Source organism: Flavobacterium melibiosi (assembly GCF_048158545.1).
Classification (GTDB): Bacteria; Bacteroidota; Bacteroidia; order Flavobacteriales; family Flavobacteriaceae; genus Flavobacterium; species Flavobacterium melibiosi.
Map to the genome: position 1 here is coordinate 127,783 of NZ_JBLNKU010000002.1, position 16,005 is coordinate 143,787.

General features: G+C 32.1%; 19 protein-coding genes. 14 read left to right on the forward strand and 5 right to left on the reverse strand.

What is annotated here, in order from left to right:
* Positions 1–27 precede the first annotated feature (27 nt).
* The 3 genes from ACM55F_RS02550 to ACM55F_RS02560 all read left to right on the forward strand — a co-directional run bounded on the left by ACM55F_RS02550 (position 28) and on the right by ACM55F_RS02560 (position 2,006).
* Positions 28–498, forward strand: a complete 471-nt coding sequence (locus ACM55F_RS02550; RefSeq protein ID WP_416852135.1) for an SRPBCC family protein — start codon at positions 28–30, stop codon at positions 496–498.
* A gap of 154 nt (positions 499–652) precedes the next feature.
* Positions 653–1,126: a 23S rRNA (pseudouridine(1915)-N(3))-methyltransferase RlmH gene (gene rlmH, locus ACM55F_RS02555; protein ID WP_416852136.1), complete on the forward strand. Its 474-nt coding sequence runs from the start codon at positions 653–655 to the stop codon at positions 1,124–1,126.
* Between the two features lie 385 nt (positions 1,127–1,511).
* Positions 1,512–2,006: a CHRD domain-containing protein gene (locus tag ACM55F_RS02560; protein WP_416852137.1), complete on the forward strand. Its 495-nt coding sequence runs from the start codon at positions 1,512–1,514 to the stop codon at positions 2,004–2,006.
* A gap of 162 nt (positions 2,007–2,168) precedes the next feature.
* On the opposite strand, the gene ACM55F_RS02565 is transcribed toward ACM55F_RS02560, so the two are convergent.
* Both ACM55F_RS02565 and folP read right to left on the reverse strand, forming a co-directional pair.
* Entirely contained in the window at positions 2,169–2,801 is a 633-nt protein-coding gene (locus ACM55F_RS02565) for a hypothetical protein (RefSeq protein WP_416852138.1), read from the reverse strand.
* 2 nt (positions 2,802–2,803) lie between these two features.
* Entirely contained in the window at positions 2,804–3,628 is an 825-nt protein-coding gene (gene folP, locus ACM55F_RS02570) for a dihydropteroate synthase (protein ID WP_416852139.1), read from the reverse strand.
* Positions 3,629–3,754: 126 nt separating this feature from the next.
* Between folP and ACM55F_RS02575 the strand changes: the two genes are divergently transcribed.
* The 8 genes from ACM55F_RS02575 to ACM55F_RS02610 all read left to right on the forward strand — a co-directional run bounded on the left by ACM55F_RS02575 (position 3,755) and on the right by ACM55F_RS02610 (position 10,423).
* Complete coding sequence (locus tag ACM55F_RS02575) at positions 3,755–4,297, forward strand: DUF1599 domain-containing protein (RefSeq protein ID WP_416852140.1); 543 nt, start codon at positions 3,755–3,757, stop codon at positions 4,295–4,297.
* A 10-nt stretch (positions 4,298–4,307) separates the two neighbouring features.
* Positions 4,308–5,408, forward strand: coding sequence for a BT_3928 family protein (locus ACM55F_RS02580; RefSeq protein WP_416852141.1), 1,101 nt, complete (start codon positions 4,308–4,310; stop codon positions 5,406–5,408).
* A gap of 378 nt (positions 5,409–5,786) precedes the next feature.
* Positions 5,787–6,281 carry a TlpA family protein disulfide reductase gene (locus ACM55F_RS02585; protein WP_416852142.1) on the forward strand — a complete coding sequence of 165 codons (495 nt, stop codon included), beginning with the start codon at positions 5,787–5,789 and terminating at the stop codon, positions 6,279–6,281.
* Between the two features lie 53 nt (positions 6,282–6,334).
* Positions 6,335–7,087: a triose-phosphate isomerase gene (tpiA, locus tag ACM55F_RS02590; RefSeq protein WP_416852143.1), complete on the forward strand. Its 753-nt coding sequence runs from the start codon at positions 6,335–6,337 to the stop codon at positions 7,085–7,087.
* 105 nt (positions 7,088–7,192) lie between these two features.
* Positions 7,193–8,053 carry a 50S ribosomal protein L11 methyltransferase gene (gene prmA, locus ACM55F_RS02595; RefSeq protein ID WP_416852144.1) on the forward strand — a complete coding sequence of 287 codons (861 nt, stop codon included), beginning with the start codon at positions 7,193–7,195 and terminating at the stop codon, positions 8,051–8,053.
* A 46-nt stretch (positions 8,054–8,099) separates the two neighbouring features.
* Positions 8,100–8,375: an ATP-dependent Clp protease adaptor ClpS gene (locus tag ACM55F_RS02600; protein ID WP_416852145.1), complete on the forward strand. Its 276-nt coding sequence runs from the start codon at positions 8,100–8,102 to the stop codon at positions 8,373–8,375.
* A 95-nt stretch (positions 8,376–8,470) separates the two neighbouring features.
* A complete protein-coding gene (locus ACM55F_RS02605) occupies positions 8,471–9,736 on the forward strand; it encodes a sterol desaturase family protein (RefSeq protein ID WP_416852146.1) in 1,266 nt (421 codons plus the stop codon).
* Between the two features lie 15 nt (positions 9,737–9,751).
* Entirely contained in the window at positions 9,752–10,423 is a 672-nt protein-coding gene (locus ACM55F_RS02610) for a lysoplasmalogenase (RefSeq protein WP_416852147.1), read from the forward strand.
* Positions 10,424–10,467: 44 nt separating this feature from the next.
* Here the strand turns inward: ACM55F_RS02610 and ACM55F_RS02615 are convergent, their stop codons facing one another.
* Both ACM55F_RS02615 and ACM55F_RS02620 read right to left on the reverse strand, forming a co-directional pair.
* On the reverse strand, positions 10,468–10,881 hold the full coding sequence (locus ACM55F_RS02615) for a DUF6691 family protein (protein WP_416852148.1): 414 nt from the start codon (positions 10,879–10,881) through the stop codon (positions 10,468–10,470).
* A 3-nt stretch (positions 10,882–10,884) separates the two neighbouring features.
* A complete protein-coding gene (locus tag ACM55F_RS02620; protein ID WP_416852149.1) occupies positions 10,885–11,442 on the reverse strand; it encodes a YeeE/YedE family protein in 558 nt (185 codons plus the stop codon).
* Positions 11,443–11,645: 203 nt separating this feature from the next.
* Between ACM55F_RS02620 and ACM55F_RS02625 the strand changes: the two genes are divergently transcribed.
* The 3 genes from ACM55F_RS02625 to ACM55F_RS02635 all read left to right on the forward strand — a co-directional run bounded on the left by ACM55F_RS02625 (position 11,646) and on the right by ACM55F_RS02635 (position 14,469).
* On the forward strand, positions 11,646–12,098 hold the full coding sequence (locus ACM55F_RS02625; RefSeq protein WP_416852150.1) for a 2-dehydro-3-deoxyphosphooctonate aldolase: 453 nt from the start codon (positions 11,646–11,648) through the stop codon (positions 12,096–12,098).
* A 200-nt stretch (positions 12,099–12,298) separates the two neighbouring features.
* A complete protein-coding gene (gene kdsA, locus ACM55F_RS02630; RefSeq protein ID WP_416852151.1) occupies positions 12,299–13,117 on the forward strand; it encodes a 3-deoxy-8-phosphooctulonate synthase in 819 nt (272 codons plus the stop codon).
* Between the two features lie 260 nt (positions 13,118–13,377).
* A complete protein-coding gene (locus tag ACM55F_RS02635) occupies positions 13,378–14,469 on the forward strand; it encodes a PAS domain-containing sensor histidine kinase (protein WP_416852152.1) in 1,092 nt (363 codons plus the stop codon).
* Positions 14,470–14,545: 76 nt separating this feature from the next.
* On the opposite strand, the gene ACM55F_RS02640 is transcribed toward ACM55F_RS02635, so the two are convergent.
* The gene (locus tag ACM55F_RS02640) at positions 14,546–15,940 is read right to left on the reverse strand and encodes a M28 family peptidase (RefSeq protein WP_416852153.1); all 1,395 of its coding nucleotides are present in this window, start codon (positions 15,938–15,940) and stop codon (positions 14,546–14,548) included.
* Between the last annotated feature and the right edge of the window lie 65 nt (positions 15,941–16,005).

A 16,005-nucleotide genomic window follows, 5' to 3' on the forward strand; every position in this document is an offset into this window, starting at 1 on the left:
GCACGAATACTTTTGAAAATCAAAATTATGACTACAGAAACAAAATACTATGCAAAAGCTGAAATGCTAATTAGAAACCCCATTGAAAGTGTCTTTGAGGCATTTATAAATCCAGAAATTACGACTAAATTTTGGTTTACTAAGAGTTCCGGAAAACTTGAAGAAGGAAAGGAAACAGAATGGACTTGGGAAATGTACAATCATTCTGTTTCGGTTAGGACCAAAATCATAGAACAGAATAAAAAAATCACAATTGAATGGGGAAACCATGATGAAATTTCAATAGTGGAATGGACATTTAAAAATTTAGGAGAAGCTGGAACTTTTGTAAGTATTATTAATAGTGGATTTCAGGGAGAAACAGAAAAACTTATCTCACAAATACGAGATTCAACTGAAGGATTTACATTAGTTTTAGCAGGCTTAAAAGCCTATTTGGAATACAATATTCAGCTAAATTTAGTTCCAGACAGATTTCCAAAAGAACTTAATGAATAAATTAATTAGTACAAAGAACTATTACTGCTGCTAACTTCCTAAAAGTTAAAGAACAAATCCATCAAAGATTCTAAAAAACAATTTTAAATGGCTTTTTTTTGTTAATCAAATACCGAGTCATTTTTCTATCTTTGCGCCTCTGAAATTCCATAAAATGAACATTAAATTGATTGCTATTGGTAAAACCGATAACAAAGCCTTACAATCCTTAATAGACGATTATACCAAGCGCTTGTCATTTTACATCAAGTTTGATCTGGATATTATTCCTGATATCAAGAATGTGAAAAACTTATCTGAAAGTCAACAGAAAGAAAAAGAAGGCGAATTGATTTTGGCAAAAATAACGCCAACAGACCAACTCATTTTATTGGATGAAAATGGAAAAAACTTTTCCAGCGTCGATTTTTCAGCCGAATTGCAAAAGAAAATGAACTCAGGCGTTAAAACCTTAGTTTTCGTAATTGGTGGTCCTTATGGCTTTTCGGAAACGGTTTATGCCAAAGCGCAAGGAAAAATATCATTGTCTTTAATGACTTTTTCGCACCAAATGGTACGGTTGTTTTTTATCGAACAATTATATCGTGGATTTACAATTTTGAGAAATGAGCCCTATCATCATCAATAATTAGTTTGCAGTGTCCAGTCGCAGTTTTCAGTTCAAAAACTTCACATTCTAATCAACATTTAGAAAAATCTATTTCCATTTTTATAAAAAATAATTTGTAAAAATTTGTATCAAGGTGAATTTATACCACAATTTCACAACTTTCATTTTTTATTTGCTATTGTACCCGCTAACGACTCCAATTAGATAATCATTAGAACACAAAATACAACTATCTAAAAATCAATATTTTAATAATAAATTAACTTATTTAAAATATAAAATCCCGAAATTTATTATTATTTTAAGTCTAGGCTACTTACACTCACTTCTTGATCCAATCAGGGACATGCGACTTGTTAAAAGTAGCGATTACATTTTTTTTAACCTTTTAAATATTTTTATCATGAAACTCTTAATTAGGTTTTTAGCAATTTCAATTATTTTATTGGGTCTATTTTCCTGCGATGGGGATGGCTACTCAAGCGATCCTACTCCAACTCCAACCCTTATATATTTTAAAGCTACCTTAACTGGCCCAGTTGCAGGGCGGATTGGCAATACTTCGGCAATAAATGAGGCACTACTTACGTACAATGATGACACAAATACTTTCAAAATTATAGTGGAACACAATGTTGCAGGAGCTACTGCCGCCCATATACATACAACTGACCCAGTAATCCTCCCAGCCACTAATAACATTGTTATTCCTTTTCCAAGTGCTGTCTCTCCAATAAACTATAGTGGTACTTTGGACACAAATCAGGAAATTGCCCTCAAAGCCGAAAAATATTATGTAAACATACACAATCAAGCATATCCGGGGCCGTTGTCGGCAGCACTTAGCGGAGTGCTCCGCAAACAGACATCAGGAGGAGGAGGCTATCCTTCGTATTAAACAATAAACTTATATCTTTTTGTACCGTTTCATCAGTAAAGCCTTTCTTTCCCAAAAAGTAAAGAAAGGCTTTTGCGCTTGTCCTAATTCCCTGCCCCCTATTTAAGTCGTTTAGAAAGTCCCAAACGTTGTCAATTCCAAAAAGCGTCGCTTTTTTTTGGGTCAGTAAACAAACTCTTCGTTGCCAACATTAAATTCCGACATTGAAAATTTTAAACTTTGTATCAAAATCTCATACTGCAAATAGCTTCCAAAAGACAACTCTTTTGCAAAGCAAAATACATATTTATTAGACTTGTCGCTTGGTAATGTATTCAGATAATCTTGAAATTTTTCCTTTTTTACAATTACATTATTAACCTGAACTTCGTTATTTTTCATAAAAAAGACAACTATTTCTGACTTCGGTTTTTCCAGTTTGTAATACACGTTTGTAAAAGGAATAAAAGCTAAGTTTTTACCAATGGTATCCGCATAGGAGTAATAATTTTGAGCCTTTTCATTCTTGTGCACTTTTTCAGTGCGCTTTTTATCCTGCAATTTCATGATTTCCGGAATTACAATTCGCAAAGGCAAACGTTTGTCAATATTGAGAATCCAATTGGTAGAAATAATACTGTTTTTTCTGTTTACTTCTGCCAAAGTATCTTTCCCTTTCGTTCTAAAAAAAAAATAAATTGGTGAAAGATCATCTACATTTTTGACAATCGTTGTATTTGCTTTTGGCAATAATAGGTCTTCTTTATTACCACAGGAAAGAAAAGTAAAAAGAACAATCAGACTAAAATATTTCATGCTTATAGATTGATTTTATTAAATAGCGTAACGCATTCCATTGCTTCTTTCACATCATGAACACGAAGGATTTTTGCACCTTTGGTTAATGCCAAAGTATTTAAAACTGTGGTTCCGTTCAACGCTTTTTCCACATTGGTATTCAGTGATTTATAAATCATTGATTTTCTGGAAATTCCAATAAGAAGTGGCAGTTCAAGCATTTTAAATAATTCCATTTTTTGAAAAACTTCATAATTCTGTTCTATTGTTTTGGCAAAGCCAAAGCCTGGATCAATAATTAAATCATTGATTCCAAAACTTCTTGCTTTGGCAATTAATTCCGAAAAGTAAAACAACATTTCTTTTACAATATCCTCATAATTCGTGAGCTTTTGCATCGTTTGTGGATTTCCTCGCATGTGCATCATGATGTAAGGAACATTGTATTTTGCAATTATTCCAAACATTTTATCATCCAGATTTCCAGCAGCAATATCATTGATTATGGCAGCGCCGTTTTCGATACTCGCTTTCGCCACTTCACTTCTAAAAGTATCAATAGACAGAATAGTTTCCGGAAAATGTTTTAAAATCAAATCAATAGCAGGAACAATTCTCGAAATTTCCTCTTGTTCAGAGACAAATTCGGCACTAGGCTTACTGGAATATGCGCCTAAATCAATGAATGTAGCGCCATCTATTAGCATTTTTTCAACTTGAGAAAGTATTTCATTTTCGTTTTTATACTTTCCACCATCAAAAAAAGAGTTGGGTGTAACGTTCAAAATTCCCATTACCTTGGGAGTTGATAGGTCTATAAGTTGTCCTTTGCAGTTAATCATCATTATTTTTTAGTTTACGGTCTCAGTTTTCTGTTTAAAACCTTTTACATTAAACATTATTTATCCTTCAATCTTCATTCAAAAAAAAATGCTATTTTTGAAGAAATTTTAGACAAATATACATCAATAATGAAGAATACTTCAAAGGAATATGATACCGTGATTGCGATTTGTCGCTCGCTGTTTATCAACAAAATGAAAGATTACGGATGCGCATGGCGTATTTTAAGATTGCCTTCGTTGACAGACCAAATCTACATTAAAGCCCAAAGAATACGAAGTTTACAAGAAAACGAAGTCCGTAAAATTGATGAAGATGAAACGGGTGAATTCATCGGAATTATCAATTATTCCATTATGGCATTGATTCAATTGGAATTAGGCGTTGCTGACCAACCTGATTTAGATCTCGAAAAAGCAACCGAATTATACGATGCTAAAGTTAAATTAACCAAAGAGTTAATGGAAGACAAAAATCATGATTATGGTGAAGCTTGGCGCGACATGCGCGTTAGTTCGTTAACGGATTTGATTTTGCAAAAACTACTTCGTGTAAAACAAATTGAAGATAATAAAGGTAAAACTTTGGTTTCTGAAGGTATTGATGCAAATTATCAGGATATGATTAATTATTCGGTTTTCGCATTGATTTTAATGGGTTTTGGTAAATAAAAATAAAACTATGAAAAATATAATTACACAATTTTCTAGAATTTTCGTTGGAATACTATTTATCATTTCGGGATTAATCAAACTAAATGACCCAATTGGGTTTTCTTATAAATTAGCTGAATATTTTAGTGAGCCGGTTTTCAATATGCCCTTTTTTGTTCCATTTGCATTGGGAATCGCTTTGTTTCTAGTGATTCTTGAAGTGGTTTTGGGCATTATGCTACTTATTGGATACAAAACAAAATTCACAATTTGGAGTTTACTGGTTTTGATTGTATTATTCACTTTCCTTACCTTTTATTCCGCTTATTATAATGTGGTAAAAGATTGCGGTTGCTTTGGAGACGCTTTGAAACTTACACCGTGGCAGTCCTTCACTAAAGACATTGTTCTGTTATTCTTCATTCTAATATTGTTTTTCAACAAAAAACTGGTTCAACCGTTGTTTAGCAATAATGTTCAAAACATAATTATTTATGCTAGCGTGATTTTGGGTTCGTTTATGGGAGTTTGGGTTTTAAACCATTTACCATTAATCGATTTCAGACCGTTCAAGGTGGGAAATAATATCCAAAAAGGAATGAGAATTCCTGATAATGCACCAAAAAGCGTAGTAGAAATGGTTTTCATTTATAAAGTAAATGGCGTTGACAAGGAATTTACCGAGAAGGATTTAATGGCTCTTCCTGAAGGAGCAACTTTTGTGGATCGAAAAGACAAAGTAATTATAGAAGGTTATATCCCTCCTATCCATGATTTTACTATGGAAAAAGATGGCTCCGATTATAAAGAAGAATTGTTAGAAGAACCAAAATTAGTCATGATTGTGGCTTATGATTTGGTGAATTCAGATCAAAGTGGCTTGGACAAAATGGAAAAATTAAATAAAGAAGCTAAAGCAAAAGGCTATAAAGTGATTGGTATGACAGCTTCTTCACCAAAGGAAATTGAGAAATCAAAAAAACAATTCGGAATGACATTCGATTTCTATTTTTGCGATGCCATCACTTTAAAAACAATTGAAAGAGCCAACCCAAGTATTGTAATCCTTGAAAAAGGAACGATAAAGCAAAAGTTGCATCATAATGATCTTGCAGATTTGAAGCTATAAAAAAATTTAAAGGTTTAAAGTTACATGAAATCCATAATTTTAAACCTTTAATAATTTTACACATCCACACTTTTTTTCCTAAAATAGATTCACAATAAAGAGATCTTTTACTATCATTATTAGGGGAACTACGACCCTATTTAGTAGTGCATTTTTGTCGAAATATGCTTAAAAAAGCACTAAATTGGTTTGTTTTATAAGCTGAAATTTCAATTTAATTAAACAAACACTCCACTTAACGCTTAACTATTACGATTTCACTACTTTTAACATTACAAAAAAATCATTTTTTGTGACATAATCGCTGAGAATTCAAAATTCTCTAATCTATATTCCCTAATCAAATTGTTTGTTTAACTTTGTTCCAAATTATAAAAAATGAAAAAAATATTCGTTTTATTCATTGCTTTCGTTACATTTTCTTGTACACAAGCTCAAAAAACGGCATTTTCAAAAGAAGCATTATCAGAAACATTGTTATCAGCTGATGGAAGCCAAGTTGTTTTTAAGAATATTTTAAAAAAATACAAAGGTAAAACTCTAGTGATAGAAGTTTGGGCCTCTTGGTGTGGCGATTGTGTAAAAGCGATGCCGAAAATCAAAGAATTACAGGTTAATAATCCAGATGTGGCTTATGTATTTATTTCTATGGACAAAACAGCCGATAAATGGAAAATCGGTATTGAAAAACACGAAATGAAAGGAGAACACTTCATGGCAAATGACCAGATGAAAGGTGTTTTTGCAAAAGCGATTGACCTGGATTGGATTCCAAGATATATAATTATAGACAAAACCGGCAAAATTGTTTTATATCGTGCGATAGAAACTGATTTTGACCTCATAAATGAAACTTTAAAAAAATTGAAATAATTTAGGACTATATAATTTCAAAACAAACTTCTAACTAAAATAAAAACAACAAAATGAGAAAGAAAATCGTAGCAGGAAACTGGAAAATGCATAAAAACGCAGAACAAACTGAAGATTTATTAAACGAATTAATAGCAAAAATACCAACTGAAACTAAAGCACAAGTAATTGTTGCTCCAACTTTTGTTAACTTGGCTTCTGCTGTTGATCATTTAGAGTTTACTAATATTAACGTAGCTGCTCAAAATGTACATCAGGCAGAAAGTGGTGCTTTTACAGGTGAAATTTCGGCTGATATGCTTAAAAGTGTAGGTGTGAATACTGTAATTCTTGGACATTCAGAGCGTAGAGCTATTTTTAATGAAACAGATGCTTTGATTGCGAGTAAAGTTAATACCGCTTTGGAACATGATATGACTGTTATTTTCTGTTTTGGTGAAGAATTAAAAGACCGCCAATCTAAAAATCATTTTAATGTTGTTGAAAATCAATTGCGTGATGGTTTGTTTCATATTGAAGCTAAGGACTGGGTAAATGTTGTTTTGGCATACGAGCCAGTTTGGGCAATTGGAACTGGAGAAACAGCTTCTCCGGAACAAGCACAGGAAATGCATGAATTCATCAGAGAAACAGTTCGTAAAGCTTTTGGAAGCGACATCGCTGAAGATGTTTCAATTCTTTATGGAGGAAGCGTAAAACCAGAAAATGCAAAAGAAATTTTCTCTAAACCAGATGTAGACGGAGGTCTTATTGGTGGAGCTGCACTAAAAGCAGATGATTTTGTTGCTATTGTGAGCGCAATATAATTTTTTACATAAAATTTAAAAAAAGGTTTGATATTTTATCAAGCCTTTTTTTGTTTTAATTCTTCAATAAAAAGAGATAATACTACCTTTGCAAAAAAAATAAACATGTCAAACATTTATATCGGATATCATTTTACCATAGAACCAAAAGACTCGAGCGATAGCGAACAAGCGAAGCAATTAGGTTCAGAAATATTAATTGCCCAATTAGGAGAAAAAGCATTTGAAAGTTTTACTGAAACCGAAACGGGTATTTCTGCTTTTGTTCAAAAGGATTTATGGGATGAAATGATTCTTGAAGACATTCAAATTTTACGATCAGAGGAATTCAAAATTGACTACACTTTCGAAGAAATAGAACAAGTGAATTGGAATGAAGAATGGGAAAAGAATTTTGAACCAATCGATGTAGATGGTAACTGTCACGTACGTGCTCCTTTTCATCCAAAAACGGATGCCGAATTTGACATTATAATTGAACCAAAAATGAGTTTTGGAACGGGTCATCACGAGACTACTCACATGATGATTCAACATTTATTGGAAATAGATGTTACTGGTTTAAAAACGCTTGATATGGGATGCGGAACCGCAATTTTAGCTATTCTTGCTGAAATGAAAGGTGCTCAACCAATCGATGCAATTGATATTGACAATTGGTGCTATTTAAATTCTATCGAAAACGGGGAACGCAATAATTGTGAACATATTACAGTTTATGAAGGTGATGCTGCTTTGTTGAAAAACAAAAAATATGATTTAATAATCGCAAACATCAATAGAAATATTTTGTTGAACGATATGCAAAGTTATGTAGATTGTTTGAATCCAAAAGGAACCTTACTCTTAAGTGGTTTCTATGAAGAAGACATCCCATTTATTGATGCTTCTTGTACGGAGAAAGGATTAACTTATGTTAAAAAGTTCCAAAAAAATAATTGGGTTTCTTTAAAATACGTAAATTAGAGTTATATTATTTTCATTGATAATACAAGTACAAAAAACCTACAAAATGAGTACTAAAGAAAAAGTAAGAGAAAGAGTCAGTGTAAAAGAAATTATATCAATAGATAACGAAATTATTGTCTATAATGACGATGTAAATACTTTTGACCATGTTATAGAAACTTTAATACGTGTTTGTAATCATACTCCTGAGCAAGCAGAGCAATGCTCATTGATTGTACATTACAACGGAAAATGTACCGTAAAAACAGGTCCTTATGACAAGCTAAAACCACAGTGTACCCAACTATTGGAAGCTGGATTAAGTGCTGAAATTATATAGCCGTATTTAAATCAAATAGCCTCTTGTAGAATTATTACAAATAATTCAAAAAATATATACTTTTATTATATATTTGAACAATACATTAGGCTTTTATGATAGAATACGGTAAAATTTTAGTTTTTGTAATGCCCATTTTTTTATTATTAATTATAATAGAAAAAATATATGGCCATTATAAAGGAGAAGATACATCTCCTAATATGGATTCTGTTTCGAGCATAAGCTCAGGAATGGTCAACTCTGTTAAGGATGTTTTAGGACTTAGTATTACACTTATTTCTTATGACTGGATTGCTTCAAAAATTGCAATTTTCCATTTAGAGACTACTACAGTTGCCTACATCATTGGTTTCATAGCAATCGATTTTTATGGGTATTGGAGCCATCGCTTTTCGCATCAAATCAATTTTTTATGGAATAAACACGCTATTCATCACAGTAGTGAAGAATTTAATTTAGCTTGTGCTTTACGCCAACCTATATCCAGTTTTGTCAATTTATTTACTTTTTTACTGATTCCTGCGGCTCTTTTAGGAGTTCCCTCAAAAGTGATTGCAGTTACACTTCCTATTCATTTATTTCTTCAATTTTGGTATCATACCAAACACATTAAAAAAATTGGCTTTCTGGAAAACATACTTGTTTCCCCTTCTCACCATCGGGTGCATCATGCCATCAATCCAGAATATATGGATAAAAACCATTCTCAGATATTTATAATTTGGGATAAGTTATTTGGGACATTTCAAGAAGAATTAGAAACAGTTCCGCCAGTTTTTGGGATTACAAGACCTGCACAAACCTGGAATCCCATTCGTATTAATTTCCAACATCTTTGGTTAATGATAAAAGATGCCTGGCGCGCTGAAAATTGGAAAGACAAAATTGCCATTTGGTTTAAACCAACAGGATGGCGCCCAGAAAATTTTGAAGAAAAATATCCAGTTCACAAGATTAAGGATGTTTATGCTTTTGAAAAATACGGCACCAAACATTCGAGAAAATTAATGATTTGGTCCATAGCTCAAGCTGTTATTACATTGCTATTTATAAGCTACTTATACAACTTTATTGCTGTAATAGGTTTACCCAATGTATTTGTTTATGGAGCATTTATTTTTGTAACAGTCTATAGTTACACTGAATTAATGGATGCTCGAAAAATTTCAATCTTTTGGGAAATCCTACGATTTACATTTGGGATAGCCATTATTACTTATTTTGGTGACTGGTTTTCAATGAATCAACTTTTCCCTTACGCAAATTATATTATTATTGGATATCTTACGTTATCCTTAATAGTTACAGTCTACTTTGTAAGTATAAATTTTGAAAGAGAAAAAGTAGTTCTAGCATAATCCTAAAAATAATTCATGAAAAGTACCTTATCATTCAAAGCCTATATTGGAATTAGTTTCATTTATCTTTTATTAATTATTTTAGGAAAAGAAGACATTGCCTGGTTTATAAAACCTTTTTTAATTCCCTTTCTTATATTGGCAGTTTATTTTTGTGGAGACTTTCCGTCAAAAAGATTTCTTTCGATAGCCTTGACTTTTTCTTGGATGGGAGATGTAGTTTTAATGTTCGCTGACAAAGCAGAAATCTATTTTATTGTTGGGTTGGTAGCATTTTTGATTTCACATATTACTTATATCATTTTATTCAGCAAGCAATTAAGAATAAATTCGTCCAGAAACAATGCCGTTTTCTGGGTCGGCATCACAGCTATTATTGTATATTTAATATTGATGTTTTTACTGTTATTACCCACTTTAGGCGATTTAAAAATCCCGGTTTTAGTCTATGCAATAGTATTGTCAACAATGCTATTATTTGCATTTAAAGGATATTTAAAATGGAGTAAACCTGCTGGGACTTATATCGTATTAGGTGCCTCAATTTTTGTAATCTCAGACAGTATTCTGGCATTCAATAAATTTTATGAACCTATTCTGTTTAGTTCTTTTCTGATAATGGTAACATACCTAATAGCACAATACTTAATTGTAGTTGGAATTTTGAAATTAAACAGAAAAAAATAGTATTCCTTTTATAAAAAATGCTATTTAAATTTTAATTAAGGGGATTAATGAGGCAATTTATCCTTTAACAATCCGTAAATAAAGGTACCTAACAATGCTCCCAAAAGTACCAAGAGCACACTCCAGAAACCAGCACCAAGTAAAATAAATATAGGGCCTGGGCAAGAACCTACAAGGGCCCAACCTAATCCAAAAAATAATCCGCCAATCCAATAACGAGAAGAACCTTTTTCTTTATCCAGAATTTCTATTGCTTGTCCTTTTATATCCTTCAAATTATTTCTTTTTATAATTTGAATGCCAATAACTCCTGTCAAAATAGCCACAGCAATAATTCCATACATGTGAAAGGACTGAAATTGAAACATTTCATAAATACGATACCAGGAAACTGCTTCTGATTTAGTTAGCACAATTCCGAAAACAAATCCAACGATTAAATATTTTAATACATTCATATCTTAAAAAATTAATGGTAATAAAAAATGGGCCATAATCAATCCTCCAACAAAAAATCCTATAACAGCTTTTAGCGATGGGAGTTGCAGATTACTTAAACCCGAAATAGCATGCCCTGAAGTACAGCCACCGGCATAACGCGAACCAAAACCTATTAAAATCCCTCCTATAACCAGAATAAAAATACTTTTGGGTGATTGCCAAATTTGTGTGCCAAAAAGTGCATCTGGCATTAGTTTTCCGTTTGGAGCATCAATCCCCAATTGTGCTAACTGTGCAATGGTTTTTGGATTAATAGTGACATTTGAGGCATCGCTCATAAAATGAACTGCAACAAAACCACCCAACATAGCACCTAATACAACCACTAAATTCCAACGTTGTGCTTTCCAATCGAAATCAAAAAAACGTACTTTTTTTCCTATTCCAGTCATAGAACATAGCGAACGCAAATTTGAAGACATACCAAAAGTCTTTCCAAAATAGATTAAACAAAGCATAATCATGCCTATCAAAAATCCGGAAACATACCAAGACCATGTTTGAAAAATTAAACTCATATTAAATTCATTTTTTTGTAAAAATAAGGATTCTACTTTTTAAAAAAAGTACAATTAAGGCACAATTGTTGTTCAAAGTAACAAAACCATTTAAAGTTCTGATTATATTTGTATTTTCAAAGTTGGTTTGCACCAAAATAGTACTTAAAATAATATAATAATTTAAAAAATGCCTGTTGTAAGGGAGTAAAAAACCATAAATCATGAAAAAAACAGTTCTTTTTATTGCTTTACTAATAGCCTGTGCTTCTTGTGTAAGCACCAAATCTACTTTAAAAAATGTAGATAACAATGCACCAAATCTAAGAGTTACAGATCAAAATATTTTTGTGATAACAGAATACAGTAAAGACAAAAAATATGGTTATGACCAAGACTACCCCATTAACATATTTTATAGAAATACGGCAAACGAAACGGTTAATCAGGAGCGTTTTTTGAATGCATTGGCTGGACCAAAAGGTGAAAAAATCACCTATACAAAATTAGAAAGTTGCTGTCCATTTCCAACAAAAAACACTGATTTAGGCGCAGGTTTTCTAGATGTATATGAACTAAAATGGGAAGGTCAAAAAAAACAAGTAAAACTCTATTTAAACATTTACGAAAAAGGAATTTTAATGGTACCCGTTGGTCTTACTTTAAAAAAGAATTAAATATACACACGACTCTCTTAGCCCTGATAACAGTGAAAATCCTTTTCTTTTTGCTGCCAAAAAAGAAAAGGATTTTCACAAAGTTTTATTTTTATTAGAGTTAAGTAAATTTTTATTTGTAACGGATAGCAGGAAATAGCTTCAAAAAAATACTAAATCATAATTTCTAATTACCTTTGTACTTTCAAAAAAATATATTTATGAACATACAACATATTCCACAAATCAAACATACTGAAAGTGGTAACTTCTTTCTACTTGCAGGGCCTTGTGCCATTGAAGGGGAAGAAATGGCAATGCGCATTGCCGAAAAATTAATTGGCATTACAGATAAACTGGAAATACCATTTGTATTTAAAGGTTCTTTTAAGAAAGCCAACCGCTCTAGAATTGACAGTTTTTCAGGGATTGGAGACGAAAAAGCATTGAAAATCCTTAGAAAAGTATCTGAAACTTTTGGAGTTCCTACAGTAACTGACATTCATACCAATGAAGATGCGGAAATGGCTGCTCAATATGTAGATGTACTTCAAATTCCCGCTTTTTTGGTTCGTCAAACTGATTTAGTCGTGGCTGCTGCCAATACTGGAAAAGTTGTAAACCTGAAAAAAGGACAATTCATGAGTCCGGAAAGTATGAAGCATGCCGTACAAAAAGTTTTGGATTGTAACAACCAAAACGTAATGGTTACAGATCGCGGAACCATGTTTGGCTACCAAGACATGATTGTGGATTTTAGAGGAATCCCTACGATGCAACAATATGCAACTACCGTTCTTGACGTTACGCATTCATTACAACAACCCAACCAAACTGCCGGAGTAACTGGCGGAAGACCAGATATGATTGAAACTATTGCCAAAGCTGGAATCGCAGTAGGTGTCGATGGGATTTTTATAGAAACTCATTTTGATCCCGCTAATGCAAAAAGTGATGGGGCAAATATGTTACATTTAGACTATTTTGAAGGTTTAATGACGAAATTAGTTGCTATAAGAAAAACGATAAACCAGTTTTAAATTTAGTTGCAAAAGTGTTTTGAATCCTTTTTAAGGTCAAATAAAATATATGGGAGGCTGTCATTTTTGACAGCCTCTTTTTGTTTGAGCTTTTTTATTTGAATGATGGGATATCTTATTTTAATTACAAATTTGTTTATACGAGTGCTTGTTATAAATAATTATTAGCTAAATTTGATATTATGCTTTCTTATAAAATCAAACAATTTATAAATTTTGTATTTGTCCAAAATTCGAATAACAGATAACTTTTAAACTCAATGACTATAAAAAAAGGAAATCCTGATTCAGATGGAACTTATCACTTCGATAATTTTTTTAATATCTCAGCTGATTTTATTTGTATTGCAGGATTTGATGGCTATTTCAAGAGAATAAATCCCGCTGTTTCAAAATTATTAGGTTATTCAGATGAAGAATTGTATGCTAAACCCATCAGTAGTTTTGTTTATACACCAGACCTTAAAATTACTATAGAAACTAGAGAACAAGTATATAAAAACAAACCGCTTTTAAATTTTGAAAATCGATATTTAACCAAAACTGGTGAGATTGTATGGTTGTCTTGGACCTCAATGCCTGTTGAAAGTGAAAAATTAGTTTATGCTATTGCCAAAAACATTACACATAAAAAAAAAATTGAAGAGGAACGAAACTTGCTTATTGCAAATTTGACAAAAATCAATAAAGACCTCAAACATTTATCCTACACTACTTCACATGATTTAAAATCTCCCGTGAATAATTTGTTATCCGTATTCAGTTTGATTGATGTTTCAAAAATCAATGATCCGGAAACAATTGAATTTATATCTATACTAAAATCAACAACCGAAAGCTTAGGACTTACTTTAAAAAATGCTGTAGATGAATTAATTCAAAAAGATGAATTAAATGCCCCAATTGAAGAATTAAGCTTAAATGATTCGTTAAACGAGGTGCTACTTTCTATAAATTCTTTAATAGAAAATTCAAAAATTAATGTTGCTATCAATTTTTCAGAGCTTGCTAACGTTAATTTCAATAAAGAATATCTAAAAAGTATATTTCTTAACTTATTAACTAATTCAATTAAATATTCTAAACCTGACACTTTGCCATCAGTTTCTATATATTCTAAAAAAGTAAACGGCATTAGTCAATTAATTTATTCTGATAATGGACTTGGTTTTGATATGGAAAAAGTTAAAGATAAAATTTTTGGATTGCATCAAAAATTTCATAACCACATTGACAGTAATGGAATAGGTCTTTACTTAATTTACAATCACATTACCAATTTAGGTGGCCGTATTGAAGTGGAAAGTAAAATTAATGAAGGTGCAAAATTCACGATTTCTTTTAAAAATTGAGAATTTCACACCTTCTTTTATATGCTTATATTTATTCTTAAATTTTAGATTTAGATACCAAAATATTTTCTATCCCTTATTGATTTTCTTTACGTTTTTCGATTCCGTTTTGGTCTATCAAATACATAAGTGAAGCCATAGTTGCAGCTCCTAATTCTAATTCTCTTTTATTGATGGCATCAAAAGTATCATTTGCAGCATGATGATAATCAAAATAGCGTTGTGAATCTGGTTGCAATCCAACCTTTACGATATGATTTGATTTTAACGGACCAATGTCAACACCAGAATGTCCTTTTACAAATTTGTGAACTAAATAAGGTTCGAATAAAGTTGCCCAACTACTGATTTTATTGAAATTCGCTTCATCAGCATCAATTGAAAAACCTCTTGGTGAAAAACCTCCTGAATCACTTTCTAAAGCAAAAATATGGTTTTCATTGTTTTTATTGGATTGTTCCTGATATTCTTTTCCGCCGCGAACACCGTTTTCTTCGTTCATGAACAATACCACACGAAGCGTATTATTAGGTTTATACCCTATGTTTTTAAAGATATTCAATACTTCCATACTTTGTACACATCCAGCGCCATCGTCATGAGATCCGTCCCCTAAATCCCAAGAATCAAGATGTCCTCCAACGACCATTATTTTTTCAGGATGTTCAGAACCTGTCATTTCACCGACAACATTATAAGACAAAACATCATCAAATGCCTGACAGGATTGTTTTAAATAAAATTGCGCATTGGGTTTTTCTTTTAAACTTTTACTTAAAAGTTCAGCCCCATTTGTACTAATCGCAGCAGCCGGAATTCGTTGTTCTTTTGAAATTTCTCCATAATTGGTTGCACCGGTATGTGGAAAATCATCCAATCGCAAATTCATCGATCTTACAATTACGGCTAATGCACCCAGTTTCCCGGCTTCTTTTGCGCCTGAGGATCTTTGGTCGACACAACTGCCGTACGCTTTGAAAGTTTCTATGAATTCAGGATTCATAGGTCTATTAAAGAAAATGATTTTTCCTTTTACTTTTTCTTCCCCCAATGCTATTAATTCTTCTAAACTGTTTACTTCAGTTATAGTCGCTTGTAATCCTTTTTTTGGAGTGGCAACTGAGCCGCCCAGCGCACATATTGGGAAAGTGATTTTTTGTTTTCCAAATTGTAAATAAGCGATTTCTTTTTCGCCCCGAACCCATTTTGGAACCATCACTTCCTGAAGATATACTTTATCTAATCCGAGCGTTTCCAATTGCGCTTTGGCATACAAAACCGCTTTTTCTGCTCCGGTTGAACCCGATAATCGAGAGCCAATTTTATTGGATAAATGGTCCAGCCAGGGATAACATTTAGCATTGGTCAAGGAAGATTTATAAATTTCCTTTACCATTTGTTCTTCTATAGTTTGTGCAAAAAGAACAATTCCGTTAAGGAATAGTGCAACACATAAAATTGATTTTCTCATAATTTAATACGGTGATGGTTTGAATTTTTCGGTTTCAATAGGAATGGCAATTTCGTAATTCTTAA